Annotated in this window: 11 protein-coding genes; 6 read left to right on the top strand and 5 right to left on the bottom strand. The window is 42.0% G+C overall.

Features of this window, described 5'->3' with window-relative positions; genetic code table 11:
* Positions 1 to 35: 35 nt before the first annotated feature.
* Complete coding sequence (locus WA352_RS00740) at positions 36 to 1,859, bottom strand: acyl-CoA dehydrogenase C-terminal domain-containing protein (RefSeq protein WP_033134380.1); 1,824 nt, start codon at positions 1,857 to 1,859, stop codon at positions 36 to 38.
* 239 nt (positions 1,860 to 2,098) lie between these two features.
* On the opposite strand from WA352_RS00740, the gene WA352_RS00735 reads away from it, so the two are divergent.
* Positions 2,099 to 4,423, top strand: coding sequence for a hypothetical protein (locus WA352_RS00735; protein ID WP_033134393.1), 2,325 nt, complete (start codon positions 2,099 to 2,101; stop codon positions 4,421 to 4,423).
* Between the two features lie 59 nt (positions 4,424 to 4,482).
* Here WA352_RS00735 and aroE read toward each other — a convergent pair whose 3' ends face one another.
* Complete coding sequence (aroE, locus tag WA352_RS00730; protein WP_033134381.1) at positions 4,483 to 5,271, bottom strand: shikimate dehydrogenase; 789 nt, start codon at positions 5,269 to 5,271, stop codon at positions 4,483 to 4,485.
* A 60-nt stretch (positions 5,272 to 5,331) separates the two neighbouring features.
* Positions 5,332 to 6,813 (bottom strand): MocR-like pyridoxine biosynthesis transcription factor PdxR, encoded by a 1,482-nt coding sequence (gene pdxR / locus WA352_RS00725; RefSeq protein ID WP_033134382.1) that lies wholly within the window; start codon positions 6,811 to 6,813, stop codon positions 5,332 to 5,334.
* A gap of 114 nt (positions 6,814 to 6,927) precedes the next feature.
* Here pdxR and WA352_RS00720 point away from each other — a divergent pair, with 114 nt between their 5' ends.
* A complete protein-coding gene (locus tag WA352_RS00720; RefSeq protein WP_033134383.1) occupies positions 6,928 to 7,383 on the top strand; it encodes a GNAT family N-acetyltransferase in 456 nt (151 codons plus the stop codon).
* Positions 7,384 to 7,424: 41 nt separating this feature from the next.
* Here the strand turns inward: WA352_RS00720 and hemF are convergent, their stop codons facing one another.
* Together hemF and ribA are read right to left on the bottom strand one after the other, a co-directional pair.
* The gene (hemF, locus tag WA352_RS00715) at positions 7,425 to 8,366 is read right to left on the bottom strand and encodes an oxygen-dependent coproporphyrinogen oxidase (protein ID WP_033134384.1); all 942 of its coding nucleotides are present in this window, start codon (positions 8,364 to 8,366) and stop codon (positions 7,425 to 7,427) included.
* Between the two features lie 132 nt (positions 8,367 to 8,498).
* Entirely contained in the window at positions 8,499 to 9,101 is a 603-nt protein-coding gene (gene ribA / locus WA352_RS00710) for a GTP cyclohydrolase II (protein ID WP_004804065.1), read from the bottom strand.
* A gap of 306 nt (positions 9,102 to 9,407) precedes the next feature.
* Between ribA and dxs the strand changes: the two genes are divergently transcribed.
* The 4 genes from dxs (at position 9,408) to WA352_RS00690 (ending at position 15,349) form a co-directional block, all read left to right on the top strand.
* Positions 9,408 to 11,303 carry a 1-deoxy-D-xylulose-5-phosphate synthase gene (dxs, locus tag WA352_RS00705; RefSeq protein WP_033134385.1) on the top strand — a complete coding sequence of 632 codons (1,896 nt, stop codon included), beginning with the start codon at positions 9,408 to 9,410 and terminating at the stop codon, positions 11,301 to 11,303.
* 133 nt (positions 11,304 to 11,436) lie between these two features.
* A complete protein-coding gene (locus WA352_RS00700; protein ID WP_033134386.1) occupies positions 11,437 to 12,267 on the top strand; it encodes an inositol monophosphatase family protein in 831 nt (276 codons plus the stop codon).
* A 73-nt stretch (positions 12,268 to 12,340) separates the two neighbouring features.
* Positions 12,341 to 12,925, top strand: a complete 585-nt coding sequence (locus WA352_RS00695; protein ID WP_033134387.1) for a shikimate kinase — start codon at positions 12,341 to 12,343, stop codon at positions 12,923 to 12,925.
* Positions 12,926 to 13,390: 465 nt separating this feature from the next.
* A complete protein-coding gene (locus tag WA352_RS00690) occupies positions 13,391 to 15,349 on the top strand; it encodes a DEAD/DEAH box helicase (RefSeq protein WP_005201239.1) in 1,959 nt (652 codons plus the stop codon).
* Positions 15,350 to 15,619: the final 270 nt, after the last annotated feature.

Below are 15,619 nucleotides of genomic sequence, written 5' to 3'. Positions count from 1 at the left end.
AGCGCATTTAGCGCTCTTTTTTATTGCAGTTCCGATTAGTAATCGAAGCTGAAGTGTTCAGGTGCAAGTGAAGTCAAAGTGCGAGAGGTTGATACCATAGATTCTGCATGACCTTGCGCACGTGGCAATAGGCGGTCGAAGTAGAAATCTGCAACTTTGATTTTTGCTTTATAGAATTCAGGTGTTTCGATTCCGTCACCCGCTTCTAATTTCTCAGAAGCAACCACTGCTTGTTGCGCCCAGAAATAAGCCATCATCACATAGCCAGAGAACATCAAGAAATCAACCGACGCTGAAGAAACGATGTCACGGTCTTTACGTGCAGCAAGCATGATACGGACAGTTAGGGTATTCCATTGTGCGCAAAGCTTAGTTAAGTCCCAAGCAAAACGACGAAGGTACTTGTTACGTGCATGTGCAGCACAGAACTTCAAGATTTCAGCAGTATAGTCACGAACGACTTTACCTTTTGAGCTTAAAAGTACTTTACGGCCAATCAAGTCAAGTGCTTGAATACCTGTGGTACCTTCGTACAAGGTTGAGATACGCGCATCACGTGCGATTTGTTCCATACCCCATTCACGGATATAGCCATGACCGCCGTATACTTGCATACCGTGGTTTGCAGCTTCTAAGCCAAGTTCAGTTAAGAAGCCTTTAAGAATCGGTGTATAGAAACCAAGTTTGTCATCATAAGCTTCATACGCTGCTTGATCGCCACTTACCAATGCATCTGTCATTTTGTCTGCAAGTTTTGCAGCATGATAGATCATTGAACGACCGCCTTCAGCAATTGCTTTTTGCGTTAACAACATACGACGAACGTCAGCGTGGTGAATAATCGCATCACCGACGCGCTCAGGTTCTTTTTTACCAGAAAGGGCACGCATAGACATACGATCTTTCGCATAAGGTAAAGCACCTTGGAAAGAAAGTTCAGCATGTGCAATACCTTGAACTGCTGTACCGATACGCGCAGTGTTCATAAAGGTAAACATTGCATGTAAACCCTTGTTGATTTCACCGATCAGATAACCTGTTGCATTGTCAAAGTTAAGCACTGCAGTTGCAGAAGCTTTGATTCCCATCTTGTGTTCGATTGAACCACAAGAAACAGTATTACGTTCACCTACACCACCATCCGCAGTTGGAATGAATTTAGGTACGATGAATAAAGAGATACCACGAGTACCTGCTGGTGCATCTGGAAGACGCGCAAGTACGATGTGAATAATGTTCTCGGTTAAATCGTGCTCACCTGCAGAGATGAAGATTTTAGTACCAGAAATTTTGTATGTACCATCAGCAGCAGGTTCTGCTTTGGTTTTAACTTGACCTAAGTCTGTACCACATTGCGGTTCAGTTAAGCACATCGTGCCTGACCAAGTCCCTTCAACCAATTTAGGCATATAGGTATTTTTTTGCTCATCTGTACCAAACTGCATGATCGTGTTCATACAGCCAGTACTTAAACCTGGATACATGGTGAATGACCAGTTCGCCGTTCCCATCATCTCAGATTTGATCAGGTTTAAAGACATTGGTAAGCCTTGGCCACCAAACTCTTCTGGATAAGAAAGACCTTGCCAACCACCCATGACAAATTGGTCATAAGCTTCTTTAAAACCTTTTGGTGTTGTCACTTCGCCGTTGTTAAAGGTACAACCTTCTTCATCACCTGATTGATTGAGCGGAGAAAGTACGTTTTCGCAATAATCTGCTGCACCTTCAAGAATCATATCAACCGTTTCAGCATCCGCATTTTGACCACTTGTCAAAGTTTGGTAATGTGCTGGATAATCTAACATTTCGTTCATTAAGAAACGAATGTCACGGAGCGGGGCTTTATAAGCTGGCATAATCTTAATCCTGTATTTGAATCATTTTGGATTATCTGTTTCGATACTTTGATTATTCACAATGGTGATAAAAATACATTGATAACCACTAGGGAAAAGAATGTCAGAAAAGCGAATTTCCTAAAAGGGAAATTTGTAAAAAAATCACTTTTCTATTGGTCTCAAAACGGATATGAAATGTGAAAAGTACTCAATTTTATACTTGAAAATATAATGATATAAAGGTGTTTGGTAAAGCTATGCGTATAAAATATTTAACTTTATGCTTAATGGGTCTAAGTCTTTCTGCATGTTCACAACATGTCATTAAAACCAATACAGCTTCGACCAATCTGGAACAGAAGGCAATCAATAGTATTAATGCGATGTATGAATATCCAAGCTATGATTACCGTGGCAAATTTAATATTCATGTTGAACCACAGCAAAATAATACAAATACCAAAGCAGACAATGCACCTTTAGATGCAGCGCTCAAGCAAAAGGTTGATCAATATTTACGAGATCAAAAGGTCAATTTAAACAGTAAACAGAAACAGGCGCTGTATGTTGCGCTTGCACAAGAACAAAAAAGCTATGGTCAGACCAAGGTGGATAAGTTCACCCAAATCGTGGCCAATGTTCTGAATGACATGCAATTTGAATATGATGGTTCAGTGCATTATCGTCAGAAAATGGGTTCATTTAATTTAACCGCACGTTATGAAAAACCAACTTTATTGGTTCAAGCTAAAGTGCCGATGGTATTAGATTTAAATAACTATAAGTTTTATATCAATTACTTTGCTTTGATGCCGTATTTGGTCAATAAAGATAGTCAAAATAATCTGGCGTATTTAGATTTTTCCAAGTATCAGGATATGTTCAAGCAAGTCGATTACAAGAAATTTGCTGAATATGTGAAAGCTTCTGGCGCCGTCTATTATCGTCTTGCCGATCAAAATAACATTCAAGCCTTACCGGTTTCTTCTGCTGATCAAGCAGCCGGTGTGGTCGAGAAGATTCGTTTAAAAAGCTCGATTGAAGAGCTGATTTTACAAGCCAATTTGTATAGCAAAGTCAATGAAAAATACTTCATGCAAAGTGTTCTCAATATTAAAGAAGAGAATCTGGAGAAACTGATTGCCAATGAAGTTGATGCTGCAAGTTCATCTAAATCAGGAAAAACCGCTTCATTGTTGGATAAAAAAGATTCGGCTGATGATGCCAGTGTGGTTAGCCAAGAACTATATCGCTTGGTAAATAAACATTTTGGTGTGGAGGATGCCGAAGAAGATTATGCCGATGAGAGCGCAGATGCGGCGGAAGATGTAACACAAGCAGCGCAGAAGGCCTATGCCGAGGCTGCTGCGGATAGTACGGTCGAGGCCACAGTCGCTGAAGACGAGCAAGCAGGTTTAACCGAGGAGCAATGTACAGCCCTGCAAAATACGCCAAAAACCACATATGGTGATGCGCAGTATTGCCAAAGTATGTATGACATTGATGTCTTTGGTGAGCAGAAAGCAGAATCTGGTTTCTTGAGTTATATCACTAAATTACAAGCGGTCGAAAAACAGTTTGCTGAATATGATCAAAATCAATTTATTGATGATCAGGCATTTAAAGCGCTTTGGATTAAGCATCAAGCGGATATTGCAAAAGCATTGCCACGAGTTGAGAAACGAAATCCATTTGTTATGGATGTCGGCTTGGATGCTCAAGGGCGTGCGGTCAAACTCGATTATGATTTGAACTATGGCTTATCTGAATTGAAGTCACGTTTTAGTGTCAAAGCAGATATGTTGATTTCAAATTATGGCAAAGCCACCCCAATTGATCAGGCACAATTGAAACGCGCGAAGAGTTGGTCAGAAGCAAGCAAAGGCTCGATGTTGGAACAAGCAGTGAATAGCTTCTCTGAGAAATTAGGTCAAGCAGGGGTTCAAGAACGTTCAGCAGAACCATATACCATGACTTTGGAAGATCAACTCAAAGTCATTGCAGAACAACGCTATGATGCTACGCATGCCTATGATCAAACCTATAAAGCAGTATTCATTGCGAAATTGACCGAAAGCACACCACAGGTTGTACAGCGTTCTTCAAGCCAGGAGCTGCAAGAAATTGCCACTGTATATGCATACTGGTATGGCGATGAAGAGGTTTATAATCCAAAAGGGAAAGCCCTGCAAAGCATTGAAGCTTTACAGAAGAAACATCATCTTGAAAATGAAGATCAGTTTGATGACAAATTAGGTCAAGCAGTGAATCGTATTGTGTTGGATGCGATGCGTGGTGATACAGATCGCCAAGCGTGGAAAAAGCTACAAGCACAATATAAGCAGCCACAGCAGTTATTTGCCAAACAATATCAAATCCAGTTCGAACAAGAGAATGGTGCTTCAAGTGAGGAAAAAATCTTACTTGGACAAACCGCAAATATCTTAGGGCAAGTGTTTGTGGATGCCCGTAAGAATAAATTGTCTGAAAAATCGATTCAGTCTTTAAAAATCGAGCATAACGAATTTATTGATTATGAGATTTTCAAAGAGGTGTATCAGAAGATGCTGACAGTTAAATAATTTCTTTATCCCAATAAAAAACCTGCAAAGTGCAGGTTTTTTATTTTGTGCTTTGGCGATTATAAAAAGTCTTTTAGTTCTGGTTTTACCCCATTCCAGATCGAGAATGCTTCAATCGCTTGACCGACCAGCATACCGAAACCATCAGTAGATGGAATTTGGCGTTGTTTGGCCTGATCTAGAAAGCTAGATGGTTTGCCATAAGCCATTTCATAAGCGTGATGGAACACTAAACTTTCAGGCAGTTGTAGGACATCACCTGTTAAGCTCGCAGAGGTTGCATTAATCACAACATCAAACTCACCAGCGAGTTGGTCTAAGCCTGTTACTTTAAGTTCTGCGTGCGGCACAGCATCTTTTAAATCGTCAACGAGTTGCTCAGCTCGGGTAAGGGTACGATTAGCGATCACAATCTGTTTTGCGCCTGCCTGTACCAAAGGGTAGATGACACCGCGGGTTGCACCGCCAGCCCCTAAAATGAGAATACGACTCTCTTTTAGTTCCCAACCCAAAGCCTGAATCGCTGCAACTAAGCCTTGACCATCGGTATTATCACCATATAGTTTGCCACCCTGCATCCATAAGGTATTGACTGCTTTGGCGATCTTGGCGCGTTCAGTCAGTTGGTCGCAAAGAGCAAAGGCTTGTTCCTTAAAAGGTACTGTGACATTCATGCCGATGCCGTTGTGCGCAAAGAAATCTTTTACAGCACTTTCGAAACCATCTAAGGGCGCAAGAATTTTTTTATAGTGAAGATCGACCCCAGTTTTTGCTGCGAATGCATGGTGAAGTTCAGGTGAGCGGGATTGTTCAATCGGATTTCCAATTACAGCAAATTGTTTGGTCATTGTACGACGATCAACTGAAGAAAATAGCTGAAGTGTATAAAGTTATTGATCTAATCGCAATCAGATCATGGATGCTTTGATGGCTTCAGCCAGCTTTTGGATATTGCGCCAAATTTCATCAGGTTGATGTGCGGCATAACCAAATAAGACTGCACTTTGGGAAGCGTCGGTTTGGCAATATCGAGAAAGGGGTTGAACCGCCAAATCAACCTTTAAGCAGTAAGCAATAAACTCTTGTTCCGTCCAATCTGGATTTAACCAACAGAGTAAATGTATTCCTGAGTCAGTTATTTGAATTGTTAAAATCTCTGCGAGATAGGTTTGGATCGCGCGAATCAAGACCTGTTGGCGCTCAAAACAGGTTTTACGAACTTTTCTGACATGCCTCGCATAGTGACCCTCTTGGATAAAGAGGCTTAAAGCAACTTGTTCTAAATAGGAACATTGGCTGTCGATCTGTTTTTTAGCAAGACAAAAAAGATCCATCAATGAATCAGGAATGACCATAAACCCTAAACGAAACTCAGGAAACATCATTTTGGAAAAGGTTCCCGAGTAAATCACACGTTGTTGCTGATCTAACCCTTGTAAGGCTTGAATAGCACGAGAGCCGTAACGAAACTCACTATTATAGTCATCTTCAAAAATCCACTTTTGCTGTTGCGCAGCCCACTCCAACAGCATTAAGCGGCGCTTTAAACTCAATGTGCCGCCTAATGGAAAATGGTGTGAGGGTGTTGTATAAATCAGTTTGCTTTGTGCATGATCTTGCATGATGCTTGGAATATTCATCCCTTCATCATCAGTTAAAATGGGTTGTATTCTTGCTCCAAAACTCTGAAAAACTGCTAAAGCTGCATCATAACCAGGTTCATCCATGCAGACCTGATCCTGCTTCTGCAATAAGGCGAAAGCGGTTAAATGGATGGCTTGTTGGGTTCCGTTCACAATTAAGATTTGTTGTGTTGTGCAATTCAAGCCGCGGGTTGAGCGGACATAGTCGCAAATTGCTTGTCGTAGGGGTAAATAACCACAAGGGTCATAAGCTTGCCCGAGTTGGTGGTATGACTGTCGCCAGGCTCGGCCAAGCAGTTTTCCCCAAAGGGAGTGTGGAAAAAGATCAACACATCCGACACCTACATGAAACATTCGTTTTTCTTGTGACGCTTGCTGTAATTGCCAAGTTTTAAGATGTTGCACAAGGTTTGGATTAACATCCAAATGCTGAGTCGTCACAAGGTGATCAATCGGTGTTTGGGTTTGCGCATGAATCAATTGGTCGGGGATAACCGCGCTGACATAGGTTCCTGAACTCGGTTTGGTGATGAGATAACCTTCATCCAATAAGCGCTCTAATGCTGCTAAAACGGAATTACGAGAGATGGACATCATTTCTGCTAAAGCACGACTTGATGGAAGCTTTACTCCAGCATGGAGCCTGCCATCTAGAATGGCAGTATGTAAGGCCGTGTATAAGGCGTCTTTAATGTTGCCTTGAGCTAAGACGAGATGAGGAAAATGAGCAGCGGATGAATTTTTCATTTCGAGTAAACTGGTACTGTCAAATAAATCAAAACTGTATCTTATAAACCATCCACAATCAAAACTACACTGCTAACTCTCATTTCCAAGACCATAAAATTTAAGGAAAATTTCATGCAGCATCAAGACATCCAAGTGACTCCTGTGCAACAAGATAATTATCAACAGTGGATACCCTTTTGGCTGGCCTATCAGAATTTTTACAACGTGGAACTGTCTAGCGCCATCACACAAACCACATGGCAACGTTTTTTTGATCAAACTGAGCCTGTCTATTGTGCGGTTGCAAAACAAGGAGATCAGCTTTTAGGCTTTGTACATTACGTCATTCACCGTTCAACTTGGGCGAAAAATAGCTATTGTTATTTAGAAGATTTATTCGTTTCACCAGCGCAAAGAGGGCAGCAGATCGGAAAGCGATTAATCGAATACGTACAGCAACAAGCGAGGGAACATCAGTGTGAACGCTTATACTGGCATACACAGGAAACGAATCATACGGCACAGAAACTCTATGACTGGATTGCAGAAAAGCCAGGAATCATTGAATATCGGATGCGTTTAGACTAAGAAAAAAGCCAAAGCAGATGGTTGCTTTGGCTTTTAGATGGTTAAGCATTCAAACCTAACCAATCTCTTGGTTTTAGATAATAATCGGTAAGACGCTTTTCTGCCGAGTCCGCATCCCACTCAGGGCGATACGACCAACCTGCAAGATTCGGCAAACTCACCAAGATTGATTCAATACGACCACCAGTTTGTAGGCCAAACAGAGTACCGCGGTCATAGACCAAGTTATATTCGACATAACGACCACGACGATACAGTTGGAACTCACGCTGTGCTTCAGTATATGGTTGTTCACGGTGCTTTTCAAAAATCGGCAAGATCGCGGCTAAATAACCGTTGCCTACAGCTTGGATATATTTAAAGCAGGTTTCAAAATCCCATTGATTTAAATCATCAAAGAATAAACCACCGACACCACGTTGTTCATCACGATGCTTTAGGTAGAAATAATCATCACACCATTGTTTGTGTTCAGCATAGACATTTTCGCCAAAAGGCTGACATAAGTCATACGCAGTTTGATGCCAGTTTTGAACATCTTGATCATCTGGATAAAATGGGGTTAAGTCGAAACCACCACCAAACCACCACACTGGATCTTGACCTTCAGGCTCAGCCACAAATAGGCGAACATTGGCATGAGAGGTTGGAATATTTGGGTTTTTCGGGTGAATCACTAAGGATACGCCCAGTGCCTGTGCTTTCGCCCCAGCAATTTGTGGATGCCGTTCAGTTGCAGAAGCGGGGAGTTTACTAATATTGATGTGGGAGAACATGACCCCACCTTTTTCAATCACTTCACCATTTTGCAAAACACGAGAGCGGCCACCGCCACCTTCGGTTCGTTGCCAATCATCAATGATAAATTCCGCGGTACCACCGCCTGCACGTTCCTGTTGCTCTAGTCCTGCACAAATCCGTGCCTGTAGATCGAGTAAAAATTCGCGAACACGTTGAATATCAACTGAAGTTGGATGCTGCATGATGATCCTCTGAAAGTGATCTAGGGATTGCTTATATCAAAACATAAAACCCATAAAAAAAGTAAGGGTTTTTTTATTTTTTACAATAAAAACCCTTTAACTGATTTATTTTTAAACGTTTTGAAAAATGAATTAAAAGTCATCTTTTTTATAGAGATGATCCATACGCTCACGTTTGGTTTTTAAATATTGTTCATTGAAAGGATTGCGACCTACCGTTAATGGAACACGCTCAACCACATTGATGCCGAGATCAGTCAAGGCTTTTAATTTAAGCGGGTTATTGGTCAGTAGTTTCACTTCTTTAATCTGAAGGTGATCCAACATAATGCTGCACATATCATATCGACGCGCATCAGCAGGCAAGTTCAATAACAGGTTCGCATCAACCGTATCATGTCCTTGATCTTGCAAGGCATAAGCACGAATCTTATTGGTTAAACCGATACCACGGCCTTCTTGACGGAGATAAAGAATCACGCCTTGACCAGCTTCATTGATCAAGCTTTGTGTGGCTTGTAGTTGCGGTCCACAATCACACTTGAGTGAAGCGAAAGCATCGCCTGTTAAGCATTCTGAATGGATGCGCACGAGTACAGGCTGATCTGGAGCCGTTTCTAAACCTTTAGATAGCGCCACATGTTCTTCACCTGTTGCAGGGTCTTGAAACACGGAAATATTGAAGTCACCAAAAGCGGTGGGAAGCTTTGATGTTGCAATAAATTCAATCGGCACAGAGAGCTCACTATGATAATAAAAACAGTTCGAGTATAGCCTAATGTTTGAAGATTGCGTGAACTGGAATTTCTGATTTTTCACATAACTTTTTCTTTTTCATACAAAGCACACAATAATGGTTGATAAACAGTGACATAATTCAGGATAATCTAAGGGTCATTCTTTAAAATTTGCATGAGAATGTTCAGCACTACATCATTCGCACGTGTGGCTGATTGAAGGTAGATCGTATTTAATTGTATGATTGCCCCCATTTAAAACCCAGCTTCGGACTTGCCAGGCTTAAAAAGGCTTTGCCACATTATGTTGTATACCGAAATTCCAACTCAACGCCCTGTTACGCCATTGTTAGATGGAATTGATCATCCGCAACAATTACGTCAGCTCGAGCAAAGCCAACTTGTACAAGTTGCAGATGAGTTACGTCAATATATTTTGTATGCAGCAGGGCAAAGTGGCGGTCACTTTGGTGCAAATTTAGGTGTAGTTGAACTGACCGTTGCGCTGCATTATTGTTTTAACACACCTAATGACCGTTTAGTGTGGGATGTGGGCCATCAAGCTTATCCTCATAAAGTGCTGACAGGTCGTCGTGATCGAATTACCACGATTCGTAGTAAAGATGGTTTAGCTGCATTTCCAGCGCGTGATGAATCTGAGTTCGATACCTTTGGTGTTGGACATTCATCTACTGCAATTTCGGCAGGTTTAGGTATGGCCTTGGCGCGTCGTTATCAGAACGATCCATGCGACGTTGTGGCAATTGTGGGCGATGGTGCAATGACAGCGGGCATGGCTTTTGAAGCCATGAATGATGCGGTTGCGCATGATGCAGACTTGATCGTCGTCTTAAATGACAATGATATGTCGATTTCGTGCAGTACCGGTGGTTTTGCAAAACATTTGGCTGCGATTTGGGAAACAGGCCAACTGGTCAATGTAAATGAACAAGGCGAAGCCTATGTTCAACCGCACCCGAAGTGGACATATAACTCTCGTTTACACCAATCTGCGACAGACGCCGCGGATAACTTATTTAAAGCAATTGGTTTTGATTATTTTGGGCCATTTGATGGTCATGATGTGGATCAGTTGGCGCAAGTTTTCCATGCGCTTAAAAAGCGTAAAGGTCCACGTCTGGTTCATATTTATACGAAAAAAGGGAAAGGATTCGCACCAGCGGAAGCCGATCCGATTACCTATCATGCCATTACCAAGATTGCACCAGCAGCAACTACACCTGCAAAAAAATCACCGCCAAAATATTCAGATGTATTTGGGCAATGGTTATGTGATGAAGCAGCGCAAGATGATCGTTTACTCGCAATTACCCCAGCGATGTGTGAAGGCTCTGGTATGGTTAAATTTGCGCAGCAATATCCTGAGCGTTTCTTTGATGTTGCCATTGCAGAACAGCATGCAGTGACTTTAGCTGCAGGTATGGCATGTGAAGGTCTTAAACCCGTTGTTGCGATTTATTCAACCTTCTTACAACGTGGTTATGATCAATTGATTCATGATGTTGCCTTGCAAAATCTGGATGTCACCTTTGGTATTGATCGAGCTGGTTTAGTGGGTGAAGATGGCCCAACCCATGCTGGTGCTTATGATTACGCCTATATGCGTACCGTACCTAACATGGTGATCATGGCACCGAAAGACGAAAACGAATGCCGCCAAATGCTGCATACCGCTTATCTCTACAAAGGGCCAACGGCAGTGCGCTATCCACGTGGGGTGGGTACAGGCGTTGAGATTCAACAGCAAATGACAGCGATGGAAATTGGTAAAGCTGAAATCGTTGCTGAATTTAATGTGGATGCTGAACAGCAGATCAGTGTCCTTGCTTTTGGTAGTCGTGTTGCAGCATCGGTAGAAGCCGCTCAGCAATTTGCGAACAAACACTCGATGGGTGTGCGTGTGGTGAATATGCGCTTTGTGAAGCCTTTAGATGAGCAAATGCTTCGTGAGTTGGCTCCACGGACCCAGCTGTTTGTAACGGTAGAAGAACATGCCGTGATGGCTGGTGCGGGGAGTGCTGTGAATGAGTTCTTAGCACATGCGAAGATTCTTAAGCCGATTTTGAATATTGGTTTGCCAGATAGCTTCTTACATCAGGCAACGCATCAGCAAATGTTGCAAGATTGTGGTTTAGACAGTCAGGGAATTTTAACTTCAATTGAGCGAGCTTGGTTTTAATCTATAAGCTCATGTAAAAGCGAAAATAATTTTTCGCAACATTTTTCCCCTAAAAGCGCTTATATTTGCTAGAATATACGCGCTTTTATGCATTATTCTTTGTCAAAATCTTCAAATTTGTAGTGGGTGTTCAATGGAACCTATGGTGGTTATGGCTGCGCGTGCGGCTCAAACAGTTGGTCAAGAGCTTTTAAAGGCACATCAAAATCGTCATAAACTCGATTTGCAAGTTGAAGAAAAAGGCATCGATGGTCCAGTAACGCGCGTCGATCGTTACTTGGAACAACTTACAATTGATACCCTCCGTAAAAGCTATAAAAACCACAGCTTCCTTGGCGAAGAGTTTGGTATGCAAGAAGGTAAAGGTCACGATGCAGATTGGTGCTGGGTGATTGATCCTTTAGATGGCACACAAAACTTTATTAATGGTTTCCCACATTTCTGTATTTCTATTGCTGTACAACATAAAGGTGTTACTCAACACGGCGTGATTTATGATCCTGTGCGTGATGAATTATTCTCTGCAAGCCGCGGTCGTGGTGCAGTGATGAACCAACGCCGTATCCGTGTCAATGTAAAAGAAAGCTTAGAAAACACTTTCCTTGCTGTTGGTCATCCATACCGTGCAAAACGTAATGGCGAAATCATTTCTTATGCAGAACAGCATTTTGCTTCATTATTGGCAGTGACTAAATCTGGTGCGCAAATCCGTCGTGGTGGTTCAGCTGCACTTGATTTGGCTTATGTTGCTGCAGGCCGTTTTGATGGTTTCTTTGAGCTTGGCTTAAAACCATGGGATATCGCTGCAGGTGAGTTGATTGTGAAAGAAGCGGGCGGTGTTATTGTTGATGCTCGTGGTGGCAATGATTCATTGGATAATGGTCAAGTGATTGCTTGTTCACTCAAGATGTTAAAGCCATTGATGCAAACCGTAGTTCCTGCTTGGGGCGATGCTGCAAAATAATTTGCCGAATTCTAAAAAAGCCCTCAATATTTGAGGGCTTTTTTATGCGTTATTCGAAATAAGGTAAAATCAATTGCTTATCTATTTTATTGGCCCAGGTGGTGCTGGTAAGACTACTGTAGCCAAGTTGCTCTCGGCGGAGTTTGGTTTTGACTACTATGATTTAGATGAATATTTTATGCAAAGTGAAGGAGATATTACTCAGTACATTATTCAACATGGTTATAAAGAATATGCAGCGCGTAACATTCAGCTTTTTATGCAGCTTCAAATAAAATACGATTTGAATAAAATAATGATCATTGTATGTTCCTCTGGATTTATGGCCTATCCCCATGATATTCAACAAGACTATATGAAAATCAAAGATGAAATAGAGAGCCATATTTTTACTTTTTTAATGTTACCTTCACTCGCATTGGAAACATATGTTCAAGAAATTGTAGCAAGGCAAATGAATCGAGCTTACTTGAATCCTGTTCGAGCAAAAGAAGAATTAAAGATTAGGCAGAGATTTCAGCTTTATTCGAATTTGAAGTGTCGGGTACTTTTGACGGATCAGATTCCTGATCAAGTTGCTGCAAATGTGAAACAAATACTGGATACCCTTAATAAAGTAAAGCAGGGATCTATCGAACTTAGTTTAACTGTACAATAAGAATGTTAACAAAAGAGTAAGGCATAATAAGTTTTTAACTTGCTGATAATTATGTTTATATTGGAATATAAATTATTTTAAATATGTTGTTTTGAGGTCGTCATTATCGTCTGGATACAAATAATAAAGAGGGTGAAATAGAAAAACCTATTAAAAAGGGTGACTTTTAAAATTATTCTGCTATAATCCGCCCACGCACTTAAATTCCAGTTCATTACCTGAACATTCAGTTCTATTCATTATTAGCGCACGCTGTCCGTAGAGAGGACCACATCTTGCGCCCAAATCGCTTAGCGATTCTTCAGGTTGAAGCAGTAATCAAGCGTGCGTTAAGTCCACATCGTCGTTATTCGGATCGCCGCTGAACTTCATCTATTTTTCAGCTTGAGTCGCTTTGCCGCTTGTTGCCGATGTCTATTTTTTAGCATTTATTAAAATGGAGCACCCATTAGGGTGAAACTCTCTATGAGCAAAACTTTTGCCGAATTTTCTTTACACGAAACCTTACAACAAGCGCTTGAAGGTTTAGGTTTTACTACACCAACTCCTGTGCAAGAACAAGCGATTCCCGCTGCATTAGAAGGGAAAGATTTATTAGTTTCGAGCCAAACTGGTTCAGGTAAAACTGCCGCATTTTTATTACCTACGTTAAATGCGTTAGCGGGCGAAGAAGCATTTGTTTCTTTTAAAGACCGTATGAAAGCAGTCACTCAGCCTACAATTTTAGTTATTTCTCCTACCCGTGAATTGGCTCAACAAGTGAGCCAAGACGCAATTGCATTTGTACGTCACATGAAAGGTGTTCGTATTGCTGCAATCATGGGTGGTATGCCTTTTGGTAAGCAAATTCAACAGCTTAAAGGTGCACAAGTTGTTGTTGCGACTCCAGGTCGTTTACTTGATCTTGTAAACCGTCGTCAAATTAAACTTGATAAAGTTGAATCATTAATTGTTGATGAAGCAGACCGTATGCTTGATCTAGGTTTCTCTGAAGATCTAGAAGCAATTGGTGAATTAGCTGCAAACCGTAAACAAACATTAATGTTCTCTGCAACATTTGCGGATCGTATTATCCGTCTTGCTGAGCGCATGATGAATGATCCACAACGTATTGCAATTGAAACTGGTCACAGTACCAATACTGATGTAACGCAAACATTGCATTGGACTGATGGTTTCGAACACAAGAAAAAATTACTTACGCATTGGTTATCTGACGAATCAGTAGATCAAGCTGTTGTATTCGCAAGCACGCAAGAAGATACAGATATGCTTGCTGAAGAATTAGCTGAAGCTGGTCACTCAGTTGTTGCGTTGCACGGTGCAATGCCACAAACCGTTCGTAACCGTCGTTTACGTAGCATTCGTGAAGGTCGTGCAAAAATCTTAGTTGCGACTGACGTTGCAGCACGTGGTTTAGACGTACCAACAATTTCACACGTAATTAACTTCGGTTTACCGATGAAAAACGAAGACTATGTACACCGTATCGGTCGTACAGGTCGTGCTGGTCGTACAGGTCAAGCCGTTACTTTAGCGACTTACCGCGAGCGTGGTAAAATCCGTGCGTTAGAAGATTACTTAGATGCACGTTTAAATGTATCTGAAATTGAAGGTCTTGAGCCATCTCCACCTCCTGCGCGTTCAGGTCGTGATGGTGGTGGTCGTGGCCGTGATGGCGGTGGTCGTGGTCGTGGCGGTCGTGATGGCGGTCGTGGCGGTTTCGGTGGTGGTCGTCGTTTTGAAGGCGAAAGCAATTTCAAACGCCGTGAAGGTGGTGATGACCGTCCACGTCGTAGCTTCGATGACAAGCCTCGTGGCGAACGTCCATCATTTGGTGGTGAAGATCGTCCACGTCGCGAATTCAATTCAGATCGTCCACGCCGTGAAGGTGGTTTCGAAGACCGTCCACGCCGCGAATTTAATTCAGATCGTCCACGCCGTGAAGGTGGTTTTGAAGACCGTCCACGTCGCGAGTTCAACTCTGATCGTCCACGTCGTGAAGGTGGTTTCGAAGACCGTCCAAAGCGTAGTTTTGGTGGTGAAGATCGTCCACGTCGCGAGTTCAACTCTGATCGCCCACGTCGTGAAGGTGGTTTCAATGATAAACCGCGTTTTGATTCGAATGATGACAACCGTGGCAACCGTGTAGATTACAAACCACGTCGTGAAGGTAGCTTCGGCGACCGTCCAAAACGTGATTTTGGTGATCGTCCTGCTCAACGTGAAGGTGGTTTTGGCGACCGTAAGCGTAGCTTCGGTGGTGATGACCGTCCAAAGCGTAGCTTCGGTGGTGAAGATCGTCCAAAACGCAGCTTCGGTGGTGAAGATCGTCCAAAACGTAAGTTTGGTGAAGATAGCCCAGCACGCGGTACACGTGAAGAAACTTTCGGTGGTGACCGTCGTCGCAAAAACGATTTTTAATCGTTAAAAACCGATGAAAACAAGAAGCCAGTTGAAAAACTGGCTTTTTTATTTTGTGCTAGTCATGTAAAATCTTAAAAATGTGTACTAATTCAAATTTTATATAAGAAATGAATAGGGTTAAGCAAAATAAAAGTCTTTTGAGTCAAATGTGGTCTTTCATGTGTAGTGAAGGACTGCCGTGTCTATTTGTCATTCTGATGCTTTGTAATGGCTTGTTCTTTGCCTATGCACTTTTTGATACCAGTCACTCTGATGCTTTTAATGTCA

The sequence above is a fragment of the Acinetobacter sp. 102 genome (assembly GCF_037028485.1).
Classification (GTDB): Bacteria; Pseudomonadota; Gammaproteobacteria; order Pseudomonadales; family Moraxellaceae; genus Acinetobacter; species Acinetobacter higginsii.
Note: the sequence above shows the minus strand (reverse complement) of the source record. Positions and strands in the feature narration are given on the sequence as shown.